Source organism: Chitinophaga caseinilytica (genome assembly GCF_038396765.1).
Classification (GTDB): domain Bacteria; phylum Bacteroidota; class Bacteroidia; order Chitinophagales; family Chitinophagaceae; genus Chitinophaga; species Chitinophaga caseinilytica.
In genome coordinates this window covers 2,052,793-2,079,366 of sequence record NZ_CP150096.1, presented here as the reverse complement: position 1 = coordinate 2,079,366, position 26,574 = coordinate 2,052,793, and the positions used below count along the sequence as shown (strand labels likewise).

The following is a 26,574-nucleotide window of genomic DNA, read 5'->3' as shown; positions in this document are numbered from 1 at the left end:
TAATATCTTCCCCGAGTCCGGTAATTTCTTGTCCGCCCTCAACAAAACAGGCCCCGCACAACCGCGCGGAGCCTGTGTACCGGGTTTTTCAAGCTTATTATTTCCAACCGCCACCCAGCGCGCGGTAAACGCCCACCAGCGCCTGCATCTGCTGCAGTTGCGTTTCGATCAGCTCAAATTTGGATTCCAGCGCATCGCGCTGGGTCATGAGCACTTCCATGTAATCCGCACGGGCGGAGGCGAAGAGGCTGTTCGATATCTCGATGGATTGGGTGAGCGCATCCACCTGTTTGGCCTGCAACTCAGACCGCTTATCGAGGTTGCCGATTTTCGACAGCTGGTTGACCACTTCCACATATGCGTTCAAAATCGTTTTCTCGTATTCGTACACCGACTGAACCTGCTTCGCATTGGCGTTGAGGTACGCCGCCTTGATGCCGTTCCTGTTCACCAGCGGTGCCACCAGGTCTCCCGCAATCGAATACAGGAGCGATTCCGGCGTTTTTACGAGGTACGATGGATTGAAGGCCCTGTACCCCACGCCCGCCGTAATGCCCAGGGATGGGTAAAACTGCGCGCGGGCGGATTTTACGTCGAGCTTCGCGGCGGCCAGGTTCAGTTCCGCCTGCCGGATGTCGGGCCGGTTGGCCAACAGATCGGCCGGAAGACCGGCGGCCACTTTGGCGGAGGCCGTTCCGAAAGCTGCGTCGTTCCTGCGGACCGACTGCGGATATCGCCCGCAAAGGAAGTTGATCTTGTTTTCGGTTTCGGTGATGCGCTGAAGGATGTCGAACCGGAGGCTCTGCGTCCGCAACACTTCCGCTTCAAACTTCCGGACCGCCAGTTCCGTTACGCGGGTGGCTTCTTTCTGGAGCTTCACGATGCCCAGCGCATTGCTCTGGATGGCGATGTTCTGATCGAGGATCTCCAGTTGTTTGTCAAGCGCCAGCAATTCGTAATAAGAAGCGGCGATTTCTGCGATGAGGTTCGTCACCACGAAATTCCGGCCTTCCACAGACGCCAGGTACCGCGCTGCCGCGGCGTTCTTGGCGTTGCGGAGCTTGTGCCAGATATCCACTTCCCAGCTGGCGAACGCGCCCACGAGGAAGTCGCCCAGCGGTTCGGGCATTTCCTTTCCTTCCTTGATCTCGGTATTGGCATCGTTGGCGCCCTGGCTGGTGTAGCGGCCTACTTTTTCCACGCCGGCTCCGGCGCGCAGCGCCACGGAAGGCAGGTATTCCCCTTTCCGGGCACGCACTTCATTCCGCGAAATCTCGATTTCCTGCAGCACGATGTTCAATTCCTGGTTGCGCTGCAGCGCGGTATCGATGAGGGCCGACAATTCCGCATCGGCAAAAAATTCTTTCCACTGCACCGCTGCACTGCTGGCGCCGGGCGCGCTGTTGAAGGCCGCGGGCATGTTCTTGTCTGCCTCCTTCCCCGTGATGGCGGGGATCTTGCAGGCCGTGTAGCCCAGGCTCGCGCAGCCGATGGCGATGTATGTGATGGTTCTGCGATTAAACATTGTGTTCGAGTTCTTCTGTTAATGGATTTTCTTCTTCGTCGCGGATGAGCTTGCGCTTTTCGGCTATCCGGCCGAAGATGTAATACAGGCCGGGGATGACGAGCACCCCGCCGATGGTACCGATCAGCATCCCGCCGGCCGAAGCCGCTCCGATGGTCCGGTTACCGATGGCGCCGGGGCCCGTGGCAAACACCAGCGGGATCAAACCGGCGATGAAAGCCAGCGACGTCATGAGGATGGGGCGGAAACGCACCCGCGCCCCTTCGATCGCCGCGTCCAGCACCGACATGCCGGAACGGTGTTTCTGCACGGCAAATTCCACGATCAGCACCGCGTTCTTGCCCAACAGGCCCACCAGCATCACCAACCCTACCTGCGCATAAATGTCGTTGGCCAGGCCCATCATCTTCACGAGGAAAAACGCGCCGAACACGCCCGCAGGGAGCGACAGCACCACCGCCAGCGGCAGGATGAAGCTCTCGTATTGCGCGGCCAGGATCAGGTATACGAACGCCAGTACGATGAGGAAAATGTACAGCGCCTCGTTCCCGCGCTCGGATTCGTCTTTCGACAACCCTTCCCAGTCGATATCGTACCCGCGCGGCAACACCTGCGCCGCCACTTCCTGGATCGCCTTGATGGCCTCACCGGAACTGTAGCCCGCCGCGGGCTCGCCGCGGATGGCAGACGACGTGTACATGTTATACCGCGTGATCTCGTTCAGGCCGTGCGTTTTCCGGATCGACATGAAAGCGGAATACGGCACCATTTCGTCGTGGTCGTTTTTCACATACAGTTTCATCAGATCGTCGGGCAATGCGCGGTATTCCGGCGAAGCCTGGACGTACACTTTCAATGCGGTACCGAATCGCACGAAACCCAGTTCGTACGTACTACCGATCAGGATCGAGAGGTTGTCCATGGCCTTGCCGATGGAAACGCCCTTCTGCATGGCGGCTTTGTTATCGATCTGGAGCTCGTATTGCGGATAGTTGGCGCTGAAGAAAGTGAACAGCCCGGTCAGCTCCTTGCGCTTGCCGAGGGCTTCCATGAACTGGTCGTTCACTTTTTCGAGCTCCTTGTAGTCGTCGTTGTTGGTCTTGTCGAGCAGGCGCATGGCGAAACCGCCCGCAGCACCGTATCCCGGAACGGCCGGCGGACCGAAGAATTCGATCGTGGCGCCGGGGATTTCCTTCGCTTTTTCTTCCAGCTCTTCGATGATCTCGGTGACATTGTGTTTACGTTCCGACCAGCCTTTCAGGTTGATCAGGCAGGTACCGGCGTTGGAGCCGCGCCCTTCCGTCAACACTTCATAACCTGCCAGTGCGGAAACGGAGCGGATGCCGTCCACTTTTTCGGCGATCTCCTGGAGCTTCCGCGCAATCTCGTTGGTACGTTCGAGCGTGGAGCCGGGAGGCGTCTGGATGATGGCGTAGATCATGCCCTGGTCTTCGTTCGGGATGAAGCCGGAAGGCAGACTCCGCGAAATCCCGAAAATGCCCGCGCAGCAGGCGATGAGTACCGCCCATGTGATAACGCGACGGCTCACGATGGCGCGCAGCAGCTTTTCGTAACGGCCGGCCAGCTTGCCGAACAAGCGGTTGAAACCGTCGATGAACAGATCGATCGGGTTTTTCTTCTTCGGTTTGCCATGGTTGTTTTTGAGGATCATCGCACAAAGCACCGGCGTCAGCGTCAGCGCCACTACGCCAGACAGTACGATAGACGTGGCCATGGTGATGGCAAACTGCCGGTAGAAAATCCCCACCGGGCCAGACATGAACGCCACCGGAATAAATACCGCCGCCATCACGAACGTAATCGCTATGATGGCGCCACTGATCTCGTGCACTACTTTGTAGGTGGCCGCGTACGGCGACAGGTTCTCTTCCTCCATCTTGGCGTGCACCGCTTCTATCACCACGATGGCGTTATCCACCACGATCCCGATCGCCAGTACCAGCGCGAAAAGCGTGATGAGGTTGATGGTAAGGCCGAACACCTGCATAAAGAAGAACGCGCCCACCAGCGACACCGGTACCGCCAGCGTCGGGATGAGCGTGGAACGCCAGTCGCCCAGGAAGATGAACACCACGATAGCAACGAGGATGAACGCCTCACCGAGGGTGTGCAGTACTTTTTCGATGGATGCGTCGAGGAAGGATGATACGTCGTAGCTGATCTCGTAATCCATGCCAGGCGGGAAATCGCCCTTGATGGATTCCAGTTTCGCTTTGATGTCTTTGATCACTTCGCTGGCGTTGCTGCCGTAGGTTTGCTTCAGCACGATCGCCGCGGAGGGATGGTTGTTCAGGTTGGAATAGATGTCGTAGAACTCGCTCCCGAATTCCACGTCGGCGACATCTTTCAGATACAGCAGCTTTCCTTCCGAACTGGCGCGGATGATCACGTCCTGGTACTGTTCCGGCTTGTTGTAGCGGCCCTGGTAGGTGAGCACATATTCCAGTGCTTCGGAACGTTTGCCATCGCTTCGGCCGAGGCGGCCGGGCGAGCCGATGATGCTTTGGGTAGACAGGGCTTCCATCACTTCTTCGGTAGACACGTTGTAGGCCCTCATCCTGTCGGGCTTGAGCCAGATGCGCATGGCGTACTGGCGGCTGCCGAGGATCTGGGCGCTGCCGATCCCTTTCACCCTGCGCAGTTCCTGCAGGATGTTGATGTTGGCGTAGTTGTAGAGGAAGTTTTCGTCGGCCTTGGGATCCTTGCTGTACACGTTCACGTACATGAGCATGTTGGGCTGGAGGATGTTGACGATGATGCCTTCGCGCTGAACGAGCTCCGGCAACCGGCTGGTTACCTGCTCGATACGGTTTTTCACGTTTACCACGGCCTGGTTGGGATCGGTCCCGAGGTCGAACACCACCTGGATGTTGGCTTCACCGGCACTCACGGCGTCGGAGGTCATGTATTTCATCCCGGGAACGCCGTTCACGGCTTTTTCCATGGGGATGAGGACCGACTGCACGAGCACGTCGGCACTGGCGCCCGGGTAGGCCACGCTCACGATCACGCGCGGCGGCGCGATGGAGGGGAACTGCGACGTGGGCAGGGTGTTGATGGCCAGTACTCCGAGAAAGATGATGAATACGGAGATGACGATCGCGAAGACCGGCCTTTTCATGAATATGTTGAACATTCGATTCGCGGTTTTAAAAGTCTATGGATTATTCAGACGGCAGCACTAACTGCGAGATCACGGAGCGGGGGTTTTCGAATTCGAACGCGATCTTGTCGTTGTTCTTCACCTTCCGCAACCCTTCGAGCAGGATTTTTTCGTTGCCTTTCAAACCGTCGCTCACCACGAACAGGTCGGGCATTTCTGCGCCGATGGTCACGGGTTTCAGCTGAACGGTATTGCTGTTGTCTACCACATAGACGTATTTGCGGTCCATGATCTCGAGCGTGGCTTTCTGCGGGATGATCACCGCGTTTTTCAGTTGCTCGCGCACGAGGATGGTGCCGGTTTCCCCATGGCGGAGGAGCCCCTCCGAATTCGGGAAAGTAGCCCTGAAGGCGATATTGCCGGTTTCGTTGTTGAATTCGGCTTCGATGGTTTCCACCACGCCGGGGTGCTGGAACACATTCTTGTTGGCCATCCGGAGCTGCACCTGTGATTTCTCTTTGGGTTTGGCGCCGGATGCGTAATTCAGGTATTCTGCTTCGGATACATTATAATATACCCACATCTTGCTGTTGTCTGACAGGCTCGTGAGCAAATCGCCCTCTTCCACGAGGCTGCCGAGCTTCATGTCGAGGTGGTTGATGATCCCGTCGAACGGCGCGCGGATCTCCGTAAATGCGAGGTGCACCTTGGCGAGGGCGAGCTCGGCATTGGCTTTTTTCAGTTTGGCGTTGGCCATGGCCAGCTCGTTTTTCGATACCACGTTCTTATCGGCGAGCGATTTGGTGTTCTGCACTTCAATTTCCGCCGCCTGCGCTTCGGCTTCCGCCTTCAGCAACTCGGCTTCGTACAATTTCGGCATGATGCGGAACAGCAGCTGGCCGGCGCGAACGTGCTGACCTTCGTCTACCAACACTTCCTGGAGATATCCCTTTTCCTGGGCCCTCACTTCGATGTTGCGGATAGATTTGATCTGGCAAACGAACTCACGGGTAATGGTGGTGTCTGTCGTCAGCGGACTGGTCACGAGCAATTTTGCATTTTCTTCGTGATGTTCTTCTTTCGGATGGCAGCCGGTATGGCACAGGAGGGCGCATAAGCCCGACAATATGAGGATCTGCTTCATATAAAAAAATGGATCTGGGTACGGTTTTATGGAATAAAGCTTCCGTTCGGGCACACAAAATGCCCGTCCGCATGGCGGCGTCGTGTTACGGAAGTGAATGAACGGAGGATGTCCCGGCCGCGAAAGGCCGGTGGGTCAGGATCAAATCCTGATCACGCGCTGCACGATGAATTTATCGGCGGATGCGTAGGAGAAATGTTGGCAAAAAGGTAATGGAAGTTGGGGGTAGAAGGAAGGGAGCCGGTTGACGTCCGTGAAGATGGCGGTGATGAGGATTTTGCAGAAAAGCTGTTGTTTGCGGAAGTTCTGCGCATCTTCATCTTCCTGGATCTCCACTGCCTTCGTTTTTTCGAAGCCCTCGCGCGCGTCTGGCGGGGCGGATGGGGTGAACTGGTCTTCTTCGCAGTGTGTGTCTGCCGGCATGTCGTCGGCGGTGAGGTTCTGAAAATATTTTCCGGGGGAAAAACGGGAGGCCTGGCAGCAGGAATGCGAATACCCTCCCAACAGGAGCATATACGCAGTAAGCATGAATCCGATCAACAATCGTGTCATTAGACTATTTATTGTCGTGCCAGTTTGATGAATCCCGCCCGAAACCAAAATCGGTTTTTGGGCGAACGGGTGTAAAATTAATGGGATTGCCGGCAAACTGCAAACTGTTTTCCCCAAATCCACATTAATTTTTCCTTAAAAATGTCTTAAAGAATACATTTTCATATTTTTAATATGTTTAAAATGTTATCCACACGCTTATTTGAAACGGTTGATTTTTGGATTATTTTTAGTTGATCCGGAATTATTATGCGTTTGATATTTTGTTTGGTGATGACCGTTGCGATGCAGGAATCCCCTGCCGCGGTGCTCCACACGGGGCATGGGCAGCGCTATGCGCAGCTGGCGGATGCGGCGGCAGCGGCCGTTCCGGGAGACACCATATTCATCCACAACGGCGTATACCCGGGCGATGTGGACCTCAACGGTTTGAAGGGCGCCCCGGGCCGGTGGGTCTGCATCCTGGCCGAAAGCCCCGGCAAAGTGACCTTCCGCGGCGGCACTTCCGCCTGGCGCGCCAGCAGCATCGCGTGGCTCCATATCGAAGGGATCGTATTTTCCCACCAAACCGGCAACGGGATCAACTTCGACGACGGCGCCCGGCCGGATTCCCCGGCGCATCACCTCCACTTCCGGCAATGCGTTTTCCGCGACATCGTTGCACAAGGCAACAACGATCTCCTCAAATTATCCGGCGTCCGGGATTTCACGATCGAAGGATGCGTATTCGAAAACGGCGCCCGGGGCGGCAGCGGCGTAGATATGGTAGGTTGCCGCGATGGACGGATCGCGCAATGCCGGTTCGCTGACCTCGGCGCCAACGCACTCCAGATGAAAGGCGGCAGCAGCAATATTATTGTGGAAGCCTGCCACTTCAGGAATGCGGGCAGCCGGGCCATCAACCTCGGCGGCAGCACGGGCGCCGCTTTCTTCAGGCCCGCCGGTGCAGGGTTCGAAGCCACGCGGCTATCCGTGCGGGCATGCGTGTTCGAGGGGTCAGACGTTCCCGTGGCGTTCGTGGGATGTACCGATTCGGAAGTCGTCCAAAATACCATTTACTTACCGCGCCGCTGGGCCATCCGCATCCTCCAGGAAAACAAAGACACCGTCCGCTTTGCGAAATGCGCCCGGAACGTGTTCCGCAACAATATCATATATGTAGACGATCAGCTGCGCACAGCCTGCAGCACCGGCGCCGGCACATCCCCCGAAACTTTCGTCTTTTCCCACAACCTCTGGTTCCATGCAACCGACCGCCAATGGCAAGGCCCGCAGCTGCCCGCACCCGAGCCCGGCGGCATGTACGGAAAAGATCCGCAGTTCGCCCATCCCCTGTCCGGCGATTTCTCCATCCTTCCCACGAGCCCCGCCGCCGGCGCGGGTTCCGCCAATTCTTCCCCATTGTCCGACCATCGGGGCAACGCTTTCCGGGCCGCCCCGTCTGTCGGTGCTTTCGAGGTAAAGCCTTAGTTAACGTCTGCCCGGCACTTCTCATTCAATAAGAATTCCCTTAACTTCGACCTACAAGAACGCTTTTTTATGAATTACGAAGACATGGTGAAAAACCAGGCCGGCGAAATGGTAGAAAACCTCATCGCGGAAACGCTTGGAAAAAAAACATTCGACATCCGTTACGATTACAACGACAGCGAACAGTGGTCCGTCATCTCCACCCACACCGACGAAGACAATGAGATTTCCCTCCGTGCCTACGGCGCCGACGATTATTTCCTGTACTTCGGTTATTACGATGAAGACGATGATTTCCACGAACTGCTGCAAGAGCTGTCCCCCGAAATCAAGAATTCCATTCCCAGACCGCTGCAAAACGCTATGGAAAAAGTGCTGAACGATGAGCAGGGCATGCGGTTGCCGGGGAATTTCATTTCGAAATAGTCCAAACGAACGATAATGAAAAGGCCCGCTTTTTACGGCGGGCCTTTTTTATTGCAGGGCAAGACTTACGATATATTTTCCAAAAACTTCAGCACTTCCTCCCGCTTGCGGCTGCTCACGGGTATCTGCTCGTTGTTTTCCATCTGCAGATATCCTTCGCGGTAATACTTTTTCACGAACTGAAAATTGACGAGCCAGGATTGATGGCAGCGTAAAAAACCCGCCGGCCCCAGGATACTTTCATATTCGATCAACCCCTTCGACACGAGGATTTCCCGCTTGCCGGTCAGGTAAAAAGTCGTGTAACCCTTGTCGCTCTTGCAATACATGATATCTTCCACCGACACGATCTCCATATATTCCACCCGCTTCAGCGCCAGCCGCTTCACATTCCCCGCGCCCTGCGCCCCGTAATGCTGCCGCGCGATCTCCAGCTGCTGGCGGTCGAACTGCTCCTGCTGGCGGTGCTGGGAACATTTGTCCAGCATGGCAGACAGCGCATTTTCATCGATCGGTTTGAGCAAATACCCGAAAGCCCCCATGTTCAGCGCCTGGATGGCGTACTGGTCGTATGCCGTCAGGAAGATCACCTGGAAACCGGTGTCGCCGATCTCGTGGAACAGGCGGAAACTATCCCCGTCTTTCAGCCGGATGTCGGCCAGGATGATGTCTGGCTTCAGGGCTGGGATCTCCTTCGCAGCGGTGGCATTATCCGCCGCATGGCCCACTACCAGGACGTTCGGGTTTTTCTGCACCACCTGCAGCAGGTGTTGCAGAATACGGACTTCATCTTCGAGTATGTACAGTTTCATGCGCATGGTCATTGGGTTTAGTCCCTGATCTCGGGAATGAGGATGTGGACCGAAACGCCGCGTCCGCCGGTATCTGCCTTGTTTTCCACATCGAAATTCGCCCGCCGGCAATCTGTCGTGAACAGCGCCTGGAACCGTTCTCTCAGAATGGTTTGGGCGAGCGATTGTTTCTTCTGTTCTCCGGGGCTTTTTTCGGTGATGCCTTTTCCGTTATCGTCCACGGTGATGTTCAGTTTGCCATCGCGCAGCGCAAACCCGATCGTCAGCATCCCTTTGTATTGAATATTACGGAACCCGTGCTCGATCGAATTTTCCACGAACGGTTGAATGATCATGGGTGGAATGAGCAGTTCTTCCGGACAGGTGCCTTCCGCCAGTTCCACTTTATAGTCAAACAGCCCCGGATACCGCATCTGTTGGAGTTGCAGGTAATTTTCCAGTGAAAATATCTCTTCTTCGAGCGAAATGAAATCTTTCCGGCTTTGCTCCAGCACATTGCGCAGGAGGCCGGAGAAAACGCTCAGGTAGCGGACAGATTCCCGGGTGTCGCCGGAGGCCACGAGGCTTTGCAGGTTGGCGATGGAATTGAAGATGAAATGCGGGTTCAGTTGCGCCTGCAGTAATTTTTGCTCCATGATGAGCCGATGGTTTTCCGACTCGAGGCGTTTATTTCTTTCGGTCAGTTTGGTTTGACGGTAGAGGAAAAACAGGAACCCGATGCCGCCGAGGAACGCGACGGTCCCCAGGCCGAGGATCCATCTTTGCTGGCGGATGACGCTTTCGTTGAGGGCGTTACGGCTGCTCAGCTCGGCGATGTTGCGGTCTTTTTTCTCGGTTTCATATTTTTCGTGGATCTCGGCAAACTTGACCGCTTCGATCTTTTTAAGATTGCGCACCTCGATGCCATACGCCGAATCCAGCGCCATTACTGCATTCTTCATATCCCCCTTCAACCGGTAAGCCTCCACGAGCCCCTTATAGTACAGCGGCGTTTGCCGGCTGTTGTTCATCGCTTTTGCCATGGCCATGGCTTTGTTGTAATACAGGATGGCAGAATCGGGCTGGCCGTTGTGGTTGAAGCTGGTGGCGAGGTTGTTGTACGCGATCTCGTGGGAGCGGTTCGTCCTTTCGAGGTAATCCACATAAATCTTGCTGCAGGCGAGCGATTTGGCGAATTCGCCCCGCTTGCTGAGCACCTGCGCTTCGCTGTCGTACGTGCGCACGATGGCGAGACTGTCGCCGATATGGACCGCCAGTTTACGGGACAGCGCGTTGTACAGCATCATTTTATCGAAATCGTTCATCCGGTATGCGAGGAGGAACGAGACGTCGTAGTGCCGCTGCATGATCACGGGATGGGTATTGTAGGGATGCGATTTGAAGTGGCGCTCGGCGTACTCGAGGGATTCGCTTTCGTTCTCGTTCTGATAATACGCTTTGGCCATGAGGTCGTAGAACCTGAAAGTGAGCGGGCTGTGTAGGCGCTCGGCTCTCTTCATCGCCGCCAGTATCTTCTGCATCAGTTCCGCTTCCACCATCATGCCGCCGCGGCTTTCGTAGTCGAGGATGGTGTGGTCGCGGAGCAGGGAAATATCGTCATCCTCCCCATTCCCTTTCATTTTGGCGAATTGGGCCATGGCGCTGTCGCGGAATTCCTGCTTGATGAGCCGCCGCCCACGGAAATAGTGGAAAAAGGGGTTGGTGCTACTGTCTGGCCGTTTGGACAGGAGGCTGTCTTCCCGGAAAACCACTTTCCAGAATTGGTCAGACGCGAGTGTGTCCATACCGATAACGAGAGAAAGGTAATCCTTGTCTTCCGGTACCGCGGCCTGCTGCGGGGCTTTCCGCTGCGCGGGCTGCTCTCCGCAGGATGCGGTCATGAACAAGGCGATTATCCCGAAGACAGCCAATGCCGGTCTTACATTCATCCTTTAATAATTTGCTCAGCTAAAAACATAAAAATACGATCCGTTCCCTATATGCGGAGCGGTTAGATCGCATAACAATATAAATGTACCTATCATGGGGGTCATATGGGGTGCCGGTTCCATATCCGCCGGGTTCCGGTCCAAATCCGCCGATATTCGCCGGATTCCTGCGCCGGGGCTTTCCGCCCGGTTCAAATATGGGCCGAAAAGCTTCGAATATGGATTTCAATCCGCCGGATATCGGTTTGCCGTTGCCGGGGCTACGATTGGGGGCGAGATTTGGATATGAATTCATTCCTTAAATACATTATACCTGCGCTGCTGCTTTCCGCACTGTTCTCCTTCCGCCAGCAAGACGACACACCGATTGAAGGGCGCGCCGGCATCGCATATTATCACTTCTCCCACGTCCGCGACACCATGCGCCCCTCCCGCATCTGGGAAGAAGATTTCCAGCTGGCGTTCGGGCCGCAGCAGAGCGTGTACCTCAGCGCCACCAAGCGCCGGCAGGATTCCGCGCACCGCGCGGCCTTCGAGGAAGCCGAGCGCACCAACAGCGCCACGGTGAACATGGGCGTCTGGAGACCTGTCACCGAAGAATCCGTTTACAACAACGGGCAGGCCCTCCTGGTTAACCGGAGCTTCCGCCAGGCGAATTACCTCATCAAGGAACCCCTGGAAAAAACCGACTGGCAGATCACTACCGAAACGAAACAAATCCTCGGCCACACCTGCCAGAAAGCCACCGGCACCGTGAAAGGCAGAACTTATACCGCCTGGTTCACCACCGATATTCCCGCCAGCTTCGGCCCGTGGAAACTCTACGGACTGCCCGGCCTTATCCTCGAAGCGCACGACAATGCCAACCGCATCCGCTTCACCTGCACCCGTATCGAAACGGACGCCGCGCTGCCTTCCGGGGTTTCGCTCGAACCGCCGGCAGACGCCACCAGCACCACCAATACCGCTTTCCTCCGGATGGAAGCGGCCTACCGCGAAGGGCTCTCGGCCAATGCCGGAAGCACCGACGATATTCGGGTCGAAACCGCAACGGTGAACGGCCAGCAGATGAACGCGCCCAACAACAAGCCCCGGTTCAATTATCCCCTCGAGCTTCCATTAACCAAGTAAAAAATACCGGATTGCGCACGAAACCGCTGTTGTTGATATTGCCCTTACTTTCTTTCGCGCTGCGAACCCTGGCGCAAAACCCCTCCCCGGTGAACGGCATGGTGAAAGACAGTACGGGCCGGCCTATTGCGGCAGCTTCCGTGACGATCGTCACCGCATCCGGCGCCGGCGTCCATTTTACGAAAACAGATGCCAACGGCGCTTTCGACTGTAAATTCCCTTCCCCGGGCGACGGACTGTCGCTCAAGGTGACCGCTCTGGGCTACCGGCCTTTCATCCAAACCATTTCCAGCGGCAGGTCACCATTCCTCGTTACCCTTTCCCCACTGCCTACCGCGCTGGCGGAGGTTACCGTAAAATCAAAAACCGGCATCCAGGCTTCCGGCGATACGCTGAATTATCGTGTCGCCGCTTTCAAAGACAAGAACGACCGGGTGATCGGCGACCTGATCGCCCGGCTGCCCGGGATCGAAGTAGACGAAAAGGGTACGATCAGCTACAACGGTAAACGCATTTCAAATGTTTATATCGACGGAGAAAACCTCCTCAACGGGCGCTACGGCATCGCTACGAACAACGTGCCGGTAGACGCGGTGGAACAGGTGCAAGTACTGGAACGCGATCAACCCGTGAAAGTCCTGAGCGGATACGTTCCGGCAGACAATGTTTCCCTCAACCTCCGCCTGTCTGCCAAAGCCCGCGCCACCACGATCAATACCGGCGAAGCGGGCGCCGGGAACTACGTATACCTCCTTTCCTTCAGCAATCTGATCCTGCAGCAACGCGTCAAGAGCATTAACTATGTGAAATCCAACAACGCGGGCAGCAACCTGCAACGGGAAACCGCCGACCTCGGGGTTTCTTCCGCCAACGGCGCCACGCCGCCCCCGCAGCCCCACGCCTATCTTTCCATGACCGGCGAAAACCTGCCGGCCGTAGACGAGAAATATTATCTCCGCAACACCGACCACGCCGTCAACGCCAACGCATTGTTCAAACTCCCCGCAGAATGGGCGCTCCGGCTAAACCTCACCGCCCTCGACCTGAAGCGCAGGTACGATTTTTCGCAGTCGGTACAGTATTTTCTGCCGCAGGGAGACACCATCGGCTACCACGAATCCCAGTTCAACACAGACCGCCACCGCGAATGGCAGGTGCAGGCGCAATTCGAGAAAAACAGTACAGGCGCTTTCGTGAAATCTTCCACCAAGTTGAATATCCCCAGCGTCACCGAACGGGGAGATGCCTGGCAGAACGGCCGGTTCATGCAGCAGCGCCTGCCCGTCCGCCAGCAAGGCGCGGGCAACGAAACACAGATCGTGAAAGCCCTCGGCGGCAGGCATTTGCTGCAATACAATTCGGTTTTGCAATATGATCATGTGGAAGAAAACCTTTACATCCTCCCGGGGCTTCATGAAAACCTCGTTAACGACAGCGTGGGCTTTCTGCAACTCGGCCAACGCGTGCGAACGGAACAGATTTACGTGCATCAGTCCGCCGCGTTCAGGATCAAGTGGGGGCGGTTGGTGTGGTCGTTTTCCGCGGGGGAAATTATGAAAGGAACCATCTCCGCTCCGGCCTCCAGGTGACAGACAGTGCCGGGAAGCCCACCAGCGCGGGAGACCGGTTCTCCAACAATGTCACCTTCGAAAACCTGGGATTGTTCGCCAGCGCCAACGCCACCTGGATGCTGCCGCGAGGCGTGATCGTTGCGGAAGCGAAGCCGGCAATGCATTTCATCGGGTATACCCTGCAGGGAGAAAACGGGGCCCGCAGGCAGGAGTACTTCCTGTTGAACCCAACGCTCGAATTCAGAAAAAACCTGGGCCGGTATAGTGAATTACAAATCCGGTACGGCGGCCAAACCACGTTCGGGCACGTCAACGATATTTATCCGGGGACCATCCTCGTCAACTACCGGCAATTCAACGCCAACGCGGCGCCGCTCCCCAAAACGGGCGTCCATTCCGCGATGGGCCGTTTCACGTTCCGCAAGCCCATCCAGATGATGTTCTGGCAGGTCACGCTTTCGGCGGAACAAACCCGGCAAAATTTCCTGCAGGCCTTTACGGTAGATAGCGGCATCACCCGCATCACGGCCATGGATTACGACAACCGTCAATCGAAATATACCGCCAGCGGGAATTATTCGAAATACATCTTCGCCTTGTCGCTTCAGCTGTCGGCCGCCGCAAAGGGCAGCCTGCAAACCGGGAACATGTGGTATAACGGCGACATATCGCCCTTCAACTCCCATCAATTCAGTTTGAGCATGGCCATGCAAAAGAAACTGACTTTCGGTGCAAAGATCTCCCTGTTCGGGGAAGCGGGGAAACAGGTGTACCGGCTGGAGCCACGGGAAGGCTTTGCAGCGCCCAATATCACGGAATCGGTGAAGGCGAAGGCGGAATGGCAGCAGCAGTTGACCGGGAAGTTTTCCATCACGCCGGCCTATCAGTTCACATCTTACCGCCCGTCCGGACAAGCCGGTATCCACCAGCATTTTTTCGATGTGCAGGCACGATATGCCGTTCCGAAATGGAAAAGCACATTCGAGTTGAGCGGGATTAATTTACTGGGACAGGAAAAATACCGGCAGATCGTGACCACGGCCAATCAATTGTCTATCATGGAAATGCCGTTGCGCGGCAGAACATTGATGGTGAAGTATTCATTTGGATTCTGATCCTTTATTCCCCCAAACTTTTTACCGGGTTCACGAGCGCGGCCCGAACGGATTGGAGGCCTACCGTTACGAGGGCTACCACCAGGATCGAGCTTCCGGCGAGCGTGTAAATCCACCAGGGCATTTGTGCCCGCAGCGCGAAATCCTGCAGCCAGCGGTGCCCCAGCCAGGCGGCCAGGGGCAAACCTACCAGCATGGCCATGGCCGCGAGTTTTACATAATCTTTTGCGAAGAGGCGTACGATTTCGGCGGCACTTGCCCCCAATACCTTGCGAATCCCGATCTCCCGCGTGCGCCGCGCGATGCTGTGCGCCGTGAGCCCCAGCAAGCCGAGACAGGTGATGAAAATGGTGAATGCCGTGAAAACGGCCACAATCGATCCGAAACGTTGGTCGGCACGGAATTGCTGGTTGTATTGCTGATCGAGGAAAAAGTAATCGAACGCCCGGCCGGGTTGATGCACTCGCCAGATCTTCTCCACCGCCGCGATGGTTTCGGCGGCTTTATCCGTCTGCAACCGTACGGAAATGTACTGCGAGAACTGCGCATGACTGGAAAGGATCATGGGAACGGCGGCGTCTTTCACCGATCGCTGCGCGAAATCCTTCAACACGCCTACCACCTGCGTTCCGCCGAGATAGGAAATTCTCCCGCCGATCGCTTTTTCCGCAGACGCGAAACCCAACACCCGAACGGCTTCTTCGTTGAGCAAAACGTCGCGGTCGCTACCGCCGGTTTCGTAAAAGTTCCTTCCCGCAACCACCTCAATGCCCATCAGCGGCACGAAATGCGGGTCTATCGGATAGTTGTAAAAGTTGTACCCGTTCTGGGGCGCGCCTTCGCGGTGGACGTTATTCGTGGTATTAACATCGTTCACATCCGAGCCTGGGAGCGAATAGGAACGCGCTACTTCTTTCACGCCGGGCAATTGCAGCAGCGATTCCCGCATGGCCAGCTGGCGGCTCTGGCGAAGGGAGTCGCCCGTACCGTCGGGCAGATCTTTGACCACGAGCACCTGTTCCAGGTTCACGCCTTTATCTTGTTCCCGCATGAAACGCAACTGCCGATGGATGATCAGGATAAAAGAAATTACGACCACCGCCACCGTAAACTGCGCCACCACCAATACTTTCCGCAAAGCGCCGCCCTTCACGCCGCCGCGCCCCGTCGTTCTCGCCAATACCGAAACCGGCTTTACGGCAGACATCATGAAAGCGGGTTGCAAACCGGAAAGGAGGCAATTGACGGCGAACAGGATGCCGCAAAGCCACCAGAAACCCGGTGCGCAGATGACCGACAGGTTCATGGGCTTATCGACCAGTTGGAGATATACCGGTGTTAATACCACGATCATGACCAACGCCAGTAGAAACGCCGCGAGATTGATGATCATGGATTCCAGGAGGAACTGGCGGATGAGCGCGCCCCGCGAGGCACCCATCACTTTCCGTATGCCCGCTTCCTTCCAGCGTTCGGACGCGCGGGCGGTAGAAAGGTTGACGTAGTTGATGGCGCCAATCAGCAGGATCAGGATACCGATGACCAGCATGAAATTCACGGTATCGATGCTGCCCGGCGGTTCGGGCTCGTAGCTGCGGGTGGAATGAAGGTGGATGTCGCGGATCGGGGCGGCAACGAGGATTTCGCTGCGCAGCCGCTCTTTCGACAGGCGGTACAGCTTTTGATTGAAACCCTCCAGCGATGCGCCTTTCTCCAATTCCACATACGTATAGTTATTATTGTTGTTCCACTGGTCCAGCGCCGGATCGGTTTTGGTGACGCGCTGGAAAGGCAGCAGCATATCGAATTTGAGGTGGGTGTTTTCGGGGATGTCTTTAAAAACCCCGGTGATGGTGAGCGGTTGGTGAGCGATGGTGATCACCTGGCCCAGGGCGTCTTTCCCTCCAAAAAGCTGCGCTGCGGTAGAAGCGCTGATCACGGCCTCGTTCGGCCCCGTCAACGCGCGTGTCTTCACGCCCTGAACGAATTCGATGTCGAACATGGAAAAATACTGCGAATCCGCCGCAAACACCCTTTTCACGATATGCCCTTCGCTGCCCACGCCCACTTCGGTATTGCCGACATGCTCCACGCGCGCATAACTTTTCACTTCAGGGAAATCGCGCAGGAGCCGGGGGCCCAGCACGGGGTAGGTTTCGCAATCCGTCACCACGAATTCCGATCCATTGTACATATCGAGCGTGATGCGGTAAATTCCGTCGGCTTTCGAATGGACGTTTTCATAGCTGTGCTCCAGCCTTACATAATGAAGGATAAACAGGAATACGGTAACGGCCAGCGCAAGCCCGGCGATGTTGAGACTGCTATAGGATTTATCTTTCCAGAGGTTCCTGCAGGCGATCCTGATCTGGTTATACTGCATATGCGGGGGATTTCTGGATAACCCGGGCCGCAGGAATCAGGCCAGACGATAACGGATTGATTTTCAGTAACAATATTTCACCAAACCGTCCGAATGTGGACAGCCTGCGTCCGGGTGTGGGCAATCAAAAAGGGCAACCCGATGGATTGCCCTTTGGTGTAAGCCTGGATATTGAAATACCGGGATCGCCCGGCTTTGGGGTCTGGCTTGGATCACCTCATGTCTAATGGAAATTACCCGTTGAAGCAACCGTTGGAATCCAGGTGCTGGGATACGTAAGTAATGGCGCAATCGTACATAGACAGCCAGGTAGAATTGTTCGGGCCGGATACGTACACGATGATGTGGTTGCCGCAAAGGTCCTGCGTCAGGATCTGGCGCTGGATGCGGAACTGGCCCACTTCCTGTTTTTTCGTGCTTACCACGATGTCGCTGTTATTGGCGGTCTTTACCGTTGCGGTAGCCGGTTTTGCGGTTTTAGCATCAGCTGCAAATGCACCTGCGCCCAGTGCGAGGCAGAACGTAGCGAGAAATAAACGTTTCATTTTTTTGATTTAATTGTTAACAAATGTGTATTCGGAATAGAGGATGATCGGATTGCTGCGGGTGGAAATGTTTTCCGGCAGTAAAAATCGGGATTAACAACCGCCGAATCGGGGCGCTTGTATATTCGTGATCGCCGGATTGATATTCGTGCCGATTCGGGGGAAATTCGCGGGGAGGACAAGGAAACGCATGGCCTTGAAATTATCCTGTAAGTGGATTACGGCTGTAAATGAATTTTTGAGGATGATAGCGAAACAAATAAATATTCTACTTACTTTTGATGTGTACTCAACCTAAATGCGAACATCTTTATGAAAAACAGTATCCTCAGCACACAACCGCTCAGCACCGACCTTGCCGCGCTTTTATTGCGCCTTATCGTTGGTGGACTTTTCATCTATCACGGCTACGGCAAGCTGGCCAACTACGAAACCATGCTGCAGATGTTTACCGACATCATCGGCATCGGTGTGAAGCCCACAGTGATCCTGGTGATCTTCGCGGAGTTTTTCTGCGGGATTTTCGTGGTGCTCGGGCTCTTTACCCGCCTGTCGATCATCCCGATCTTCATTACCATGATCGTTGCATTTTTCATCGCGCACGCCAAAGATCCTTTCCAGAACAAGGAACTGGCTTTCGCCTACCTGCTCCTGAGCATCGTGATTTTCGTGCTCGGCAGCGGGCGCTTCTCGCTGGACGCAGCTTTCCGGAAAAAATAATTCCCGGTTTCCCGGTAACGAAAAGAGCGGCCGATGTGCCGCTCTTTTCTTTTTATGAAAAGTGAAATGAACGAAGACGAGCTCCTGTTGCCTCCCTATTCTTTCCCCGCCGAAATTTCCCCCACCACGTTATACACCACTTTACTGATGACGAGTTTGTCTGGCGCCGGCGTCACCACCAGGTAGCCAAATACGGGCGCGCTGCTGTTCAGCGTGAATTTAACCGGTATATAAGCCGTTTCATTGAATTTGACGGCAGATTCGTAGTAGGTATAGTTACCGGTGCTTACGGGATTGGTGGTGGAGAACAAAAAGCCCGTCGCCGTTTCGGGGTTGAAGATGGCGCCCGTTACCTGCGTTCCCATATCCGATTTTTTGATGTAGGAAGTGGAGTTGATGTATTTGTGGGAAAACGTCCCCGCGCCGTTTTGCAGGGCCAACAGGCAATTCCGGTATTCCGTGGAACCGGAAACGGAGAACATATTCTTGACGAACAGGTTGCAGGCGGAACCGTTGACCGTCATGGTTACGGTTTTCTCCTGCCCCTTCCCGACTTCGGCATTCAGGGCCACAACGGTGGGCTTGGTGGCGATGAGCCCTTCGATCTGCGATTCCTCCGAACAGGAAACGGTAAATAAGGCAACGATTGCGAATAATATAAGGTGCGATTTCATGGTGCAAATGTTTTCGGTTAAGCGCAAAATCAGTTCAGTCGGCCCTGGCGGATGATCTTCACCGCGAAATAGTTCACATCCTTCCTTTCGAGGGTAGCGGGGTAATGCAATTCTCCGGGGATGAACGTTTTGGGCGTGTAGGTGAAGTCGAGCAGGATGGCGCTGTACACATTGACCTGGAGGTTCATGCTCAAGACCGGCTTCGCGGCGCCTGTGAAAAACGATGGCTTTTCAAAGAAAGCCCCCGGCCGGAGGTACGTTTCCTTCCCCTGCCCCTTATCGATCCACCGCAGCATAAACCCGCCGCCATACCGCAACTTGCTGAACGACATATTCCCTTCCCGCACATCGTCTGTAGCCGTATTGTTCTGCGCATCGGCATCGTACTTGAACGTACCGCTGTAACGCATCCAGCCACCTTCGCCGAAGATGCTGAATTTTGCGTGGGGCTTCACCGCCAGTTGCAGTACCGCGGCCCCTCCATAACTGAAATACCCGCCGCTCACGCCAGATACCAGCGCGCTCATGCCCAGGTTCATTTCCGGTTTCAGGTAAATCGATACGGGCTTATTGTTCAGCACACCCAACAGGAAGCCGGTGTGGAACGTCAACAGGTTGCGCTCCTCGATCCAGGATTTGGCGGCGGCAAATTCGCCGGTGCCATTGCTCAGGATCGGCGAATGCTCGTACCCCAATCCCAGCAAAAATTTCCCGGCAAAGCCCTTTCCACTATATCCATCCTTCAGGAAGGCCATGGTGCCGGCGGCGGCGGTGGCCATGGTACCATAAGCGATATTCTCGTCCTTGTCCCGAATGTTTGCCTGTTCCACCCGCACTTCGCGGTCGGCGTTCCGCTTCGCATCCAAAGCCGCGTTGTAGCTGTTGACGGCCCGGGCCCGGTCGTTGGCGTCTGTCGTGCTGTTCTGGGCAGCCTGGTAATAACTCATCGCGGCGGGGTAATTTTTACTATTCATCGCCGCGTCGCCCTTCTGCATTTTATCGTCGAATGCGGCCTTTTCCGTGGCCATCTTCCGTTCCAGCTCTTCCTTTTTGCGCTGTTCTTCGGCAATGCGCTGTTCTTCCGCTTTCTGTTTCTGGTCTTCGAGTATGCGTGCGCTTTGCGCGTTGGCGTTGTTCTGCCAGTTTTGGGTTTTGGTGATGGATTCGTGGAGCTGTTTGAGCCCGTCCCGCGCCTCTTTCAGGACGTTGATGTATCCTTCTTCGGTGATTTTCGTATCCTTCCGGGCATATTCGATCCGTTGGAGGTAATGCTTTTTGGTGGGGTTGTCGTCCGGGATCTTGACGGCGTAGCCATTGATCTCCAGCATCAAATCCTTTTCCGATTCGCCGGGGTTCTTCGTTCCATCGTCGTCGCAGGAAAGGTTTCTACCCGTTTGCGCGTTTTTCACTTCGGTAATGCGGATGCTTTCGATGATGCGGCCGCTCATTTTATGGACGAACTCCTGCTGTTCCCCGGGGCGGAGGGTGTGCACATCGCCGAAATGCATTTTGCCGTTTTTGTCGTACAACCCGAACACAAAAGTTACCGGCACTTTAAAATCCGATTTCACCTGGAAGTACATATGGACCTGGTAATTCCAGTCGTACCCTTCCAATGTTTTATTCCGGTATTGGAGGTTGGCGCATGCGGTGTTGCGCCATTCGTTCCAGTCGGGTTTCGGGGCAGGTTGGGTGGCGGATGTGGGATTGTTCGCTTTGGGCCTCAACCTGCTGCCGGACGACATGGTATAGAAAGTTTTTTCCTGTCCGCCCCTGAACATGGCCTGCGACCGGGCTTCCCGCAACGCGGATTCGTCCGAATCGAAGCCGGCGGCAACGCCATAAACCCTTTTCCCCTGTTCGTTCTGCGCGGCCACGATGGCAAAATACCCCGGGCCGTTGTTCGTGAACAGCAAAGCAGGGAATTTCCCCCGCGTTCTTTACAATGCTGATAGGCGTTATTGTCGCGCGGGGGATTCTCCAATCCGGCGCTCCACCCGATTTCATTGGTTTCGGAGCAAAGGTAAACGCTGAGTTGACCGAACGATGCGGTGGCTTGCAATACAAGTGCAACGAGCAGTAGGCGACTTTTCATGGTAAGGTGCATTCTTGCTGACAAAGCTACCGGCTTCGGAAAAGCGAAAAAATACCTACCGCTAGTTATTTTACATCAAATCCAACCCTCGCCGATGGCTTTGGTAACCAGTTCCAGCGGCGTGTTGACTTCCGCTTTCCGAAGGATGTTTTTCCGGTGAACGTTGACGGTGTTGAGGCTGATGCAAAGCTCGTCTGCGAGCATTTTGCTGGATTTCCCTTCCACGACCCCTTTGAGAATGACCCGTTCCTGTTTGGTGAACCGGTCAAACGACTTGGTGAACACCTGAGCGTCCTGGATATTGTAGTAAGAGGGTTCGCCATCGAGACCGATGATGGAGAAGCAGGGCATGCCTTCGGGCTTGATGTGGGAGATGTCTGTTTCCAGGCAAAGCGTCCGGTAGAAATTCTGTTCGTCGAAATCGATTTGAACGGCCTGGTGCAGCAGGCGAACGTACCGCCCGTCTTTGGCCTTGATCCGGAAATCGTACTGCACTTTGTAGCAATGGATTTTTTCGAACGGAAGGCCTTTAAAGAATTCGACGACTTTGTGCTCGAAATTGAGGAAATAGGGTTTATCGTCCGGGTGGATGCAATCCATCAGGAACGAAATCGACATTTCTTCAGGTTCGTACCCCAACATGGTGGTAACGCTGGGGCTCATGAGGTCTGTTTCCCCCGAATACATATTAAAAACAAAATAGAAATAGTTCCCGGCCTGGAACACGTTGAGGAGTTTCTTATGGATTTCGATCTGCTGGTGCAATGCGGCGGGATCGGCGTCGGTCTCTATGTCTACGACCGTTTTCCAGAACTTTTTGGCCGTCAGGTAATACTTCGAAGGCGTGTTTTTCATACAAAACTGCTTGCGTACGGGGATATGATTTGCTCTTTGTTAATAAATCGGCTCTTATTGATTTTGGTCCGGTAAATCCGGCGTGCGTTTTAATTGCGGACGTTTGTTCACATGTCAGAATATACGATAGTTAGGACTGCGAAATTGCTATGGACTCGTTAATGTACAATTTTTCGGGATTTCTGCAAATGGTTTTGGGGGATGGGGAGCATAAAAAAGGCAGCATCCGCTGTTTGGGCGATATGCTGCCGGAGTATGTTTTTGCGCAATAGCTGTGGCTCACAGCGCCTGGCGGGGAATTACTGTGCCGAGGGAACGAGCACGATCTTGAACTTGATCGGGCCGGTGGGCCTGGAACCCGCTCCGCCGTTGGCGCCCTGTACGGAAATGGTCAGGAAGCCGGGGGAGTAAAAGAACGTGTAGCTGAAACCGTCATACACCTGTGGCAACGCTTCATAATTGACGTTGTCGAACATCGCAGCCACCACTACCCCGTCGTTGTCGAAAGACACGTTGTCGATTTCGGGCATTTTGATGACCGCCGTATACGTGCCGTCTGCCTGGTTGAGCGTCCAATCCGCAACTACAACCGTATGTACCACGGTGAAATTGGGTATCGTTTCATTCGTAATATATTCCTTTTTGCAAGCCGAAGTGGTGAAAAGCACAATGCCTAACAGGAGGAACAAGAGGGGCAATTTCTTCATATGGGTTGTTTTATAGTGAAGAAGCAAAAGGTGTACCGAATCCGGAAAATCCGGCGCTGAAAACATAACAAGGAAACATGAGGATGGTTTTATGCCGGCCGGGATGGATGGATTTTTGGCGGGGACGACGGCCCCAGGGAGCTCAATCACCCCATCCATACAACTACACAACAAAATATAAAACATTAATTATCAGCACATTAATAAATTTTTGCCGGGAATAAAAAAATCCAACCCCGCAATCAGGATTGGATTTTTGAACGGCCCTGCCCGTCAAAGCAAGGCCTTATTAAAAAAATCAGTTGCCGCAGCAGGCCTGGGTATTGTACCATTTCTGCCCGTCGCTGTTGAGGATGAGCTTATCGCCCTGACCGATGGCCACACCATCTTCCGCATTGTAGGGCGGCGCGCCGTTGACGCCCCTGTTCACGATGCTCCCGCTGATTTTCCAGCGGTTGGCGCCGTTCGATTTGTCGATGATGGTGATTTCCCGGTTCCGGTTATCCGCAGGCAACGGCAGGATGATTTTGCGGGGCGCGGTAATTTCCGGTAAAATAACGATCCGGGTGTTGGTCGGCACCGTATAATCCTCGTCTTTGGCCACCTGCAACCCGCGCGACATATCCGCCATCCACCAAACCGAACGCAGGAGCAAAGTGTCTTGCCCGGGAATGGCGATGGCGCTATCGCCCACGGATACCAGCTCCAGCCGGCGGAACTCCGTGCGACCGAGGTTTTTATTGAAAAGGTACCCATCCACCTGTTTCGTTTTATTTTCGATGATCAGTTCCGCAATGCCGCAATCGCTGAAGATGTGCACACTGTCTGCGCTGATCTGGTATTTTTTCTGCGCCGCGGCGGAAAGCGTGCCGGCGGCCAGGAGTATCATCAAGCATATTCTTTTCATATCAATCAATTTTTTCTACGATCAAACCATTGATAAAAGCCAATTCCGGCCAACTTCTTTGCGAAGCGTGTATCCCGATTTTGATGGTCTCGCCTTCCTGTACTTGTCCGGTCAGTATGATGGCTTTGTTCCCATTATCGGTCGGGTAATCTTTCACGAAAATGTTTCCTCCTTTGCCGAAGCGCACGTTCACATCGCTATCGACCAGGTCCACCCTTTCCTTCCGGATCGAGCCCAGGATCTTGATGCGGTAGGTGCCCGCGGGGAGCCCCTGCCCGTGGGGCCGTTTGATTTCCAGGTTGTAATTGGTGCCGTTGAACTTGTCCCAATAATGCATGAAATAGCTTTTCACCACTTCCATCGGGAATTCGCCAAACGTACCGGTGCGCACGCCATTGGTGTCGGAACCGTACCTGTTATCGAAAAGCTTCCAGTTCGCGGTGCTCACGGTGCTGATCATCCAACCTGTTTGTGCATCGGTGAACTCGCGCACCTGCTGCACCGGGTTGCCATAAACGGACGTCCAGCCCGGAATGTTGGACGGCGTGATGCCAAAATCGAACTGGGCTTTCAGGCCGGTGGTTTGCGGCGCGGTTTTCTCGATGAGCATGATCGCATTCACCAGGGCGGCGTTGCCGTTCAGGGGTGTGAGCTGCAGGGTGATTTTCCCATTCGCGTCTGCCGCGATATTTCCCAATTCAGCGTACTGGTCGGTATTCCAGGCGTTTTCGCCGGAAGGCTGCGTAACCCCGTTCGCGGTAATGCTGAAATCATATTTGGGTGCCTGTGGCGGGGCTTTGCGGGCATGGAAAACGCGGATATTGAACCGGGAATGGGGGGAAAGATTGGCAAACACGAATGTTGACCCGGTACCGCTGATCTCGAACCCGTCTTTGTAAACGGTATGCTGGAAGCCGAGGTAATCATTCTCCAGACCATCGTTCAACGGCTGCGTGGCAGCGGAAGCGGTCACTTCGAAGCTGATGGGGTAGTTACTGCCGGTCACATCCGTTAAGCCATGTTTAATGGTGCCGGGCGCCGCACTTGTAATTTGCGTGGTATTGGCGGCGGGCGCGTTTGCCGGATGGGCCAGGTCTACCACAAAGAACCGCTGCGTGGCCGTCAATGTGGCCAGCTTTACGTCCAGCCTTTGCCGGAGCGCGCTTTTCTCTGCACTGGCGGGCAGTTTGTCCAGCAGCTTCGCGGCGATCGCCACCTGGATGTAATCGGTGGAATTTTCCGCTCTTGCCACATAGTTAGCGGCCGTTTTGAGCGGATTGCGGTTATGCAGGAGAAGAAAATCTTTTTCGAAATCCAGCGGCGCGATGCGTTTGTCGTACAGTTCGCGGTCCCACAGCCCGGAGTGCATTTCCAGCCGGGTCGCTTTCACGATAGGCGGATAGTAGCCTTTGGGGCTGGAGGCGTTCACGCTGTTGACGGCCGTGAAACTGTTGTTGGGGTCCACGTACATATCGCGCAGGTCGTGCAGGAAATACCCAGCCACGTTCTTGCCCGCCGGGCCATTATATTTCAGCTGGTTTTCCACCGAAGACGCGGGCATATATCCGGCGAAAAGCTCCGGGTACTTGGCCACGGCATCGCAAGACCCGCTGCCGCCGGAGGAGAAACCGGTAATATACACCCGGTCAAGATCAATGTTGTAATGCTGTGTCGCGTAATCGTATGCTTTTTTGATTTCCACGGTCGTCCACCATCCGGTAGTCAGCTGCGGCGTTACCACCACCGATTCCATCGGGAAGGCGTTTTGGTGCAGGTAGCGGGAAAGGCCGGCGTCCGCATTCACGAGCATATTGATGTCCGTTCCGCTATGTCCCGCACCCACCAGGTAAATGATGAGCGGATATCCTTCCTTCTTATGCGGATTGTATCCGGCGGGCAGGTACATCCATGTTTTACGGCCGGTGGAGGTATCGTATACGTTATTATTATATCCGCCAGACGAGAACATCTGTGCCGGCTGCAATACCGTAACGGTGATGTAATCCACGGCAATCAGCCCATTCGCATCCGTAACGGTCACCTTTATCACGTAGCTGCCACCCGTGAGGCCGGTGATCGTCGGCGACAGCGCCGCGGTATCCGAAATAACGGGGTTCGAGCCCGCGGGCTTGCTCACGATCTCCCAATCTACCGTATAGCTGGAGCTCGTGCCGGGCGTAACGATCGCTTTCACGGTGGTGCTGGTAGTACCCTGGTTGAGCGCGGTATCGTTGCCGGCGTTCACGTAAGGACTTTTATTGCCGCCGGCGCCGCACACATTCAGGTCGTACCACTTTTCCCCATCCGAAAAAAGGATCAGCTTTTCCCCTTTTACGAGCACCGCATTTTGCACGGTATCGTAGGGTGGAACGCCTTTCGCGCTGCGAGGAACATATCCTCCGTCTACCTTCCAGCGGTTAGATCCGGTGGTTTTATCCAGTATGACGATTTCCCGGTTCATGTTGGTATTGGCGGGAGGCAGCATAATTTTCCGGCCGGCCGCCACTTCCCGCAGGATCACGACCCCGACATCGTTCGGGATGGTGTAATCCGCATCGGGCGCTATGACCAGGCCGCGCTTCATCACCCCGCTCCACAACATGGCCCGGAGCGATAACGTATCCTGCCCGGGGATCGCGATGGCGGAATCTCCCACCGCCACCAGCTGCAGCTGCCGGAATTCCGTGCGGCCGCCCCCTTTGTTGTACAGGAAGCCCCTGATATTTTGCGTGCGGTTTTCTATGATCAGCTCCGCCGTGTCGCAAATGTTAAAGATGCGCACACTATCCGCCCTGATCTGGTATATATGCTGGGCATACGCACCGAGATGGATGAAGAACCAGGCTATGAACAGAATGATTTTTTTCATTTATATAGGGTTTGTGCGATG

At 55.0% G+C, this 26,574-nt stretch carries 20 protein-coding genes; 6 read left to right on the top strand and 14 right to left on the bottom strand.

Features of this window, described 5'->3' with window-relative positions:
* Window positions 1-97 precede the first annotated feature (97 nt).
* The 4 genes from WJU22_RS08860 to WJU22_RS08845 form a co-directional block, all read right to left on the bottom strand.
* Window positions 98-1,525: a TolC family protein gene (locus tag WJU22_RS08860; protein ID WP_341842879.1), complete on the bottom strand. Its 1,428-nt coding sequence runs from the start codon at window positions 1,523-1,525 to the stop codon at window positions 98-100.
* Window positions 1,518-4,682 carry an efflux RND transporter permease subunit gene (locus tag WJU22_RS08855; protein WP_341842878.1) on the bottom strand — a complete coding sequence of 1,055 codons (3,165 nt, stop codon included), beginning with the start codon at window positions 4,680-4,682 and terminating at the stop codon, window positions 1,518-1,520. Before WJU22_RS08855 ends, WJU22_RS08860 begins: the two co-directional genes overlap by 8 nt.
* Window positions 4,683-4,710: 28 nt before the next feature.
* Window positions 4,711-5,793 carry an efflux RND transporter periplasmic adaptor subunit gene (locus tag WJU22_RS08850; protein ID WP_341842877.1) on the bottom strand — a complete coding sequence of 361 codons (1,083 nt, stop codon included), beginning with the start codon at window positions 5,791-5,793 and terminating at the stop codon, window positions 4,711-4,713.
* Window positions 5,794-5,934: 141 nt separating this feature from the next.
* A complete protein-coding gene (locus WJU22_RS08845) occupies window positions 5,935-6,345 on the bottom strand; it encodes a hypothetical protein (protein ID WP_341842876.1) in 411 nt (136 codons plus the stop codon).
* A gap of 249 nt (window positions 6,346-6,594) precedes the next feature.
* On the opposite strand from WJU22_RS08845, the gene WJU22_RS08840 reads away from it, so the two are divergent.
* Both WJU22_RS08840 and WJU22_RS08835 read left to right on the top strand, forming a co-directional pair.
* Window positions 6,595-7,815: a right-handed parallel beta-helix repeat-containing protein gene (locus WJU22_RS08840; protein ID WP_341842875.1), complete on the top strand. Its 1,221-nt coding sequence runs from the start codon at window positions 6,595-6,597 to the stop codon at window positions 7,813-7,815.
* 69 nt (window positions 7,816-7,884) lie between these two features.
* A complete protein-coding gene (locus WJU22_RS08835) occupies window positions 7,885-8,241 on the top strand; it encodes a hypothetical protein (protein ID WP_341842874.1) in 357 nt (118 codons plus the stop codon).
* A 65-nt stretch (window positions 8,242-8,306) separates the two neighbouring features.
* Here the strand turns inward: WJU22_RS08835 and WJU22_RS08830 are convergent, their stop codons facing one another.
* Both WJU22_RS08830 and WJU22_RS08825 read right to left on the bottom strand, forming a co-directional pair.
* Window positions 8,307-9,053, bottom strand: a complete 747-nt coding sequence (locus tag WJU22_RS08830; RefSeq protein ID WP_341842873.1) for a LytTR family DNA-binding domain-containing protein — start codon at window positions 9,051-9,053, stop codon at window positions 8,307-8,309.
* Window positions 9,054-9,070: 17 nt separating this feature from the next.
* Window positions 9,071-10,933 carry a histidine kinase gene (locus WJU22_RS08825; RefSeq protein WP_341842872.1) on the bottom strand — a complete coding sequence of 621 codons (1,863 nt, stop codon included), beginning with the start codon at window positions 10,931-10,933 and terminating at the stop codon, window positions 9,071-9,073.
* A 333-nt stretch (window positions 10,934-11,266) separates the two neighbouring features.
* Here WJU22_RS08825 and WJU22_RS08820 point away from each other — a divergent pair, with 333 nt between their 5' ends.
* Genes WJU22_RS08820 through WJU22_RS08810 form a run of 3 tightly spaced genes read left to right on the top strand, consistent with a single transcriptional unit; the run spans window position 11,267 to window position 14,798 of the window.
* Complete coding sequence (locus WJU22_RS08820) at window positions 11,267-12,112, top strand: GLPGLI family protein (protein WP_341842871.1); 846 nt, start codon at window positions 11,267-11,269, stop codon at window positions 12,110-12,112.
* 11 nt (window positions 12,113-12,123) lie between these two features.
* Window positions 12,124-13,701 (top strand): carboxypeptidase-like regulatory domain-containing protein, encoded by a 1,578-nt coding sequence (locus WJU22_RS08815; RefSeq protein WP_341842870.1) that lies wholly within the window; start codon window positions 12,124-12,126, stop codon window positions 13,699-13,701.
* A complete protein-coding gene (locus WJU22_RS08810; protein WP_341842869.1) occupies window positions 13,641-14,798 on the top strand; it encodes a hypothetical protein in 1,158 nt (385 codons plus the stop codon). Before WJU22_RS08815 ends, WJU22_RS08810 begins: the two co-directional genes overlap by 61 nt.
* 4 nt (window positions 14,799-14,802) lie before the next feature.
* Here the strand turns inward: WJU22_RS08810 and WJU22_RS08805 are convergent, their stop codons facing one another.
* Both WJU22_RS08805 and WJU22_RS08800 read right to left on the bottom strand, forming a co-directional pair.
* A complete protein-coding gene (locus WJU22_RS08805) occupies window positions 14,803-17,181 on the bottom strand; it encodes an ABC transporter permease (RefSeq protein ID WP_341842868.1) in 2,379 nt (792 codons plus the stop codon).
* Between the two features lie 233 nt (window positions 17,182-17,414).
* On the bottom strand, window positions 17,415-17,726 hold the full coding sequence (locus WJU22_RS08800; RefSeq protein ID WP_341842867.1) for a hypothetical protein: 312 nt from the start codon (window positions 17,724-17,726) through the stop codon (window positions 17,415-17,417).
* Between the two features lie 312 nt (window positions 17,727-18,038).
* Between WJU22_RS08800 and WJU22_RS08795 the strand changes: the two genes are divergently transcribed.
* Window positions 18,039-18,446 (top strand): DoxX family protein, encoded by a 408-nt coding sequence (locus WJU22_RS08795; RefSeq protein ID WP_341842866.1) that lies wholly within the window; start codon window positions 18,039-18,041, stop codon window positions 18,444-18,446.
* 95 nt (window positions 18,447-18,541) lie between these two features.
* Here the strand turns inward: WJU22_RS08795 and WJU22_RS08790 are convergent, their stop codons facing one another.
* From WJU22_RS08790 to WJU22_RS08765, 6 genes are all read right to left on the bottom strand, one after another.
* Window positions 18,542-19,120: a hypothetical protein gene (locus WJU22_RS08790; protein ID WP_341842865.1), complete on the bottom strand. Its 579-nt coding sequence runs from the start codon at window positions 19,118-19,120 to the stop codon at window positions 18,542-18,544.
* A gap of 29 nt (window positions 19,121-19,149) precedes the next feature.
* A complete protein-coding gene (locus WJU22_RS08785; RefSeq protein ID WP_341842864.1) occupies window positions 19,150-21,036 on the bottom strand; it encodes a hypothetical protein in 1,887 nt (628 codons plus the stop codon).
* Between the two features lie 254 nt (window positions 21,037-21,290).
* Window positions 21,291-22,070 (bottom strand): LuxR C-terminal-related transcriptional regulator, encoded by a 780-nt coding sequence (locus tag WJU22_RS08780; protein WP_341842863.1) that lies wholly within the window; start codon window positions 22,068-22,070, stop codon window positions 21,291-21,293.
* A 299-nt stretch (window positions 22,071-22,369) separates the two neighbouring features.
* Entirely contained in the window at window positions 22,370-22,777 is a 408-nt protein-coding gene (locus WJU22_RS08775) for a hypothetical protein (RefSeq protein ID WP_341842862.1), read from the bottom strand.
* A gap of 298 nt (window positions 22,778-23,075) precedes the next feature.
* Complete coding sequence (locus tag WJU22_RS08770) at window positions 23,076-23,684, bottom strand: hypothetical protein (protein ID WP_341842861.1); 609 nt, start codon at window positions 23,682-23,684, stop codon at window positions 23,076-23,078.
* A 1-nt stretch (window position 23,685) separates the two neighbouring features.
* Window positions 23,686-26,553, bottom strand: a complete 2,868-nt coding sequence (locus WJU22_RS08765) for a PKD domain-containing protein (protein WP_341842860.1) — start codon at window positions 26,551-26,553, stop codon at window positions 23,686-23,688.
* Between the last annotated feature and the right edge of the window lie 21 nt (window positions 26,554-26,574).

Coding starts and splice junctions, on each gene's coding strand:
- WJU22_RS08860 (WP_341842879.1), bottom strand. CDS start 1,525: ATGTTTAATCGCAGAACCATCACATACATCGCCATCGGCTGCGCGAGC.
- WJU22_RS08855 (WP_341842878.1), bottom strand. CDS start 4,682: ATGTTCAACATATTCATGAAAAGGCCGGTCTTCGCGATCGTCATCTCC.
- WJU22_RS08850 (WP_341842877.1), bottom strand. CDS start 5,793: ATGAAGCAGATCCTCATATTGTCGGGCTTATGCGCCCTCCTGTGCCAT.
- WJU22_RS08845 (WP_341842876.1), bottom strand. CDS start 6,345: ATGACACGATTGTTGATCGGATTCATGCTTACTGCGTATATGCTCCTG.
- WJU22_RS08840 (WP_341842875.1), top strand. CDS start 6,595: ATGCGTTTGATATTTTGTTTGGTGATGACCGTTGCGATGCAGGAATCC.
- WJU22_RS08835 (WP_341842874.1), top strand. CDS start 7,885: ATGAATTACGAAGACATGGTGAAAAACCAGGCCGGCGAAATGGTAGAA.
- WJU22_RS08830 (WP_341842873.1), bottom strand. CDS start 9,053: ATGAAACTGTACATACTCGAAGATGAAGTCCGTATTCTGCAACACCTG.
- WJU22_RS08825 (WP_341842872.1), bottom strand. CDS start 10,933: ATGACCGCATCCTGCGGAGAGCAGCCCGCGCAGCGGAAAGCCCCGCAG.
- WJU22_RS08820 (WP_341842871.1), top strand. CDS start 11,267: ATGAATTCATTCCTTAAATACATTATACCTGCGCTGCTGCTTTCCGCA.
- WJU22_RS08805 (WP_341842868.1), bottom strand. CDS start 17,181: ATGCAGTATAACCAGATCAGGATCGCCTGCAGGAACCTCTGGAAAGAT.
- WJU22_RS08800 (WP_341842867.1), bottom strand. CDS start 17,726: ATGAAACGTTTATTTCTCGCTACGTTCTGCCTCGCACTGGGCGCAGGT.
- WJU22_RS08795 (WP_341842866.1), top strand. CDS start 18,039: ATGAAAAACAGTATCCTCAGCACACAACCGCTCAGCACCGACCTTGCC.
- WJU22_RS08790 (WP_341842865.1), bottom strand. CDS start 19,120: ATGAAATCGCACCTTATATTATTCGCAATCGTTGCCTTATTTACCGTT.
- WJU22_RS08780 (WP_341842863.1), bottom strand. CDS start 22,070: ATGAAAAACACGCCTTCGAAGTATTACCTGACGGCCAAAAAGTTCTGG.
- WJU22_RS08775 (WP_341842862.1), bottom strand. CDS start 22,777: ATGAAGAAATTGCCCCTCTTGTTCCTCCTGTTAGGCATTGTGCTTTTC.
- WJU22_RS08770 (WP_341842861.1), bottom strand. CDS start 23,684: ATGAAAAGAATATGCTTGATGATACTCCTGGCCGCCGGCACGCTTTCC.
- WJU22_RS08765 (WP_341842860.1), bottom strand. CDS start 26,553: ATGAAAAAAATCATTCTGTTCATAGCCTGGTTCTTCATCCATCTCGGT.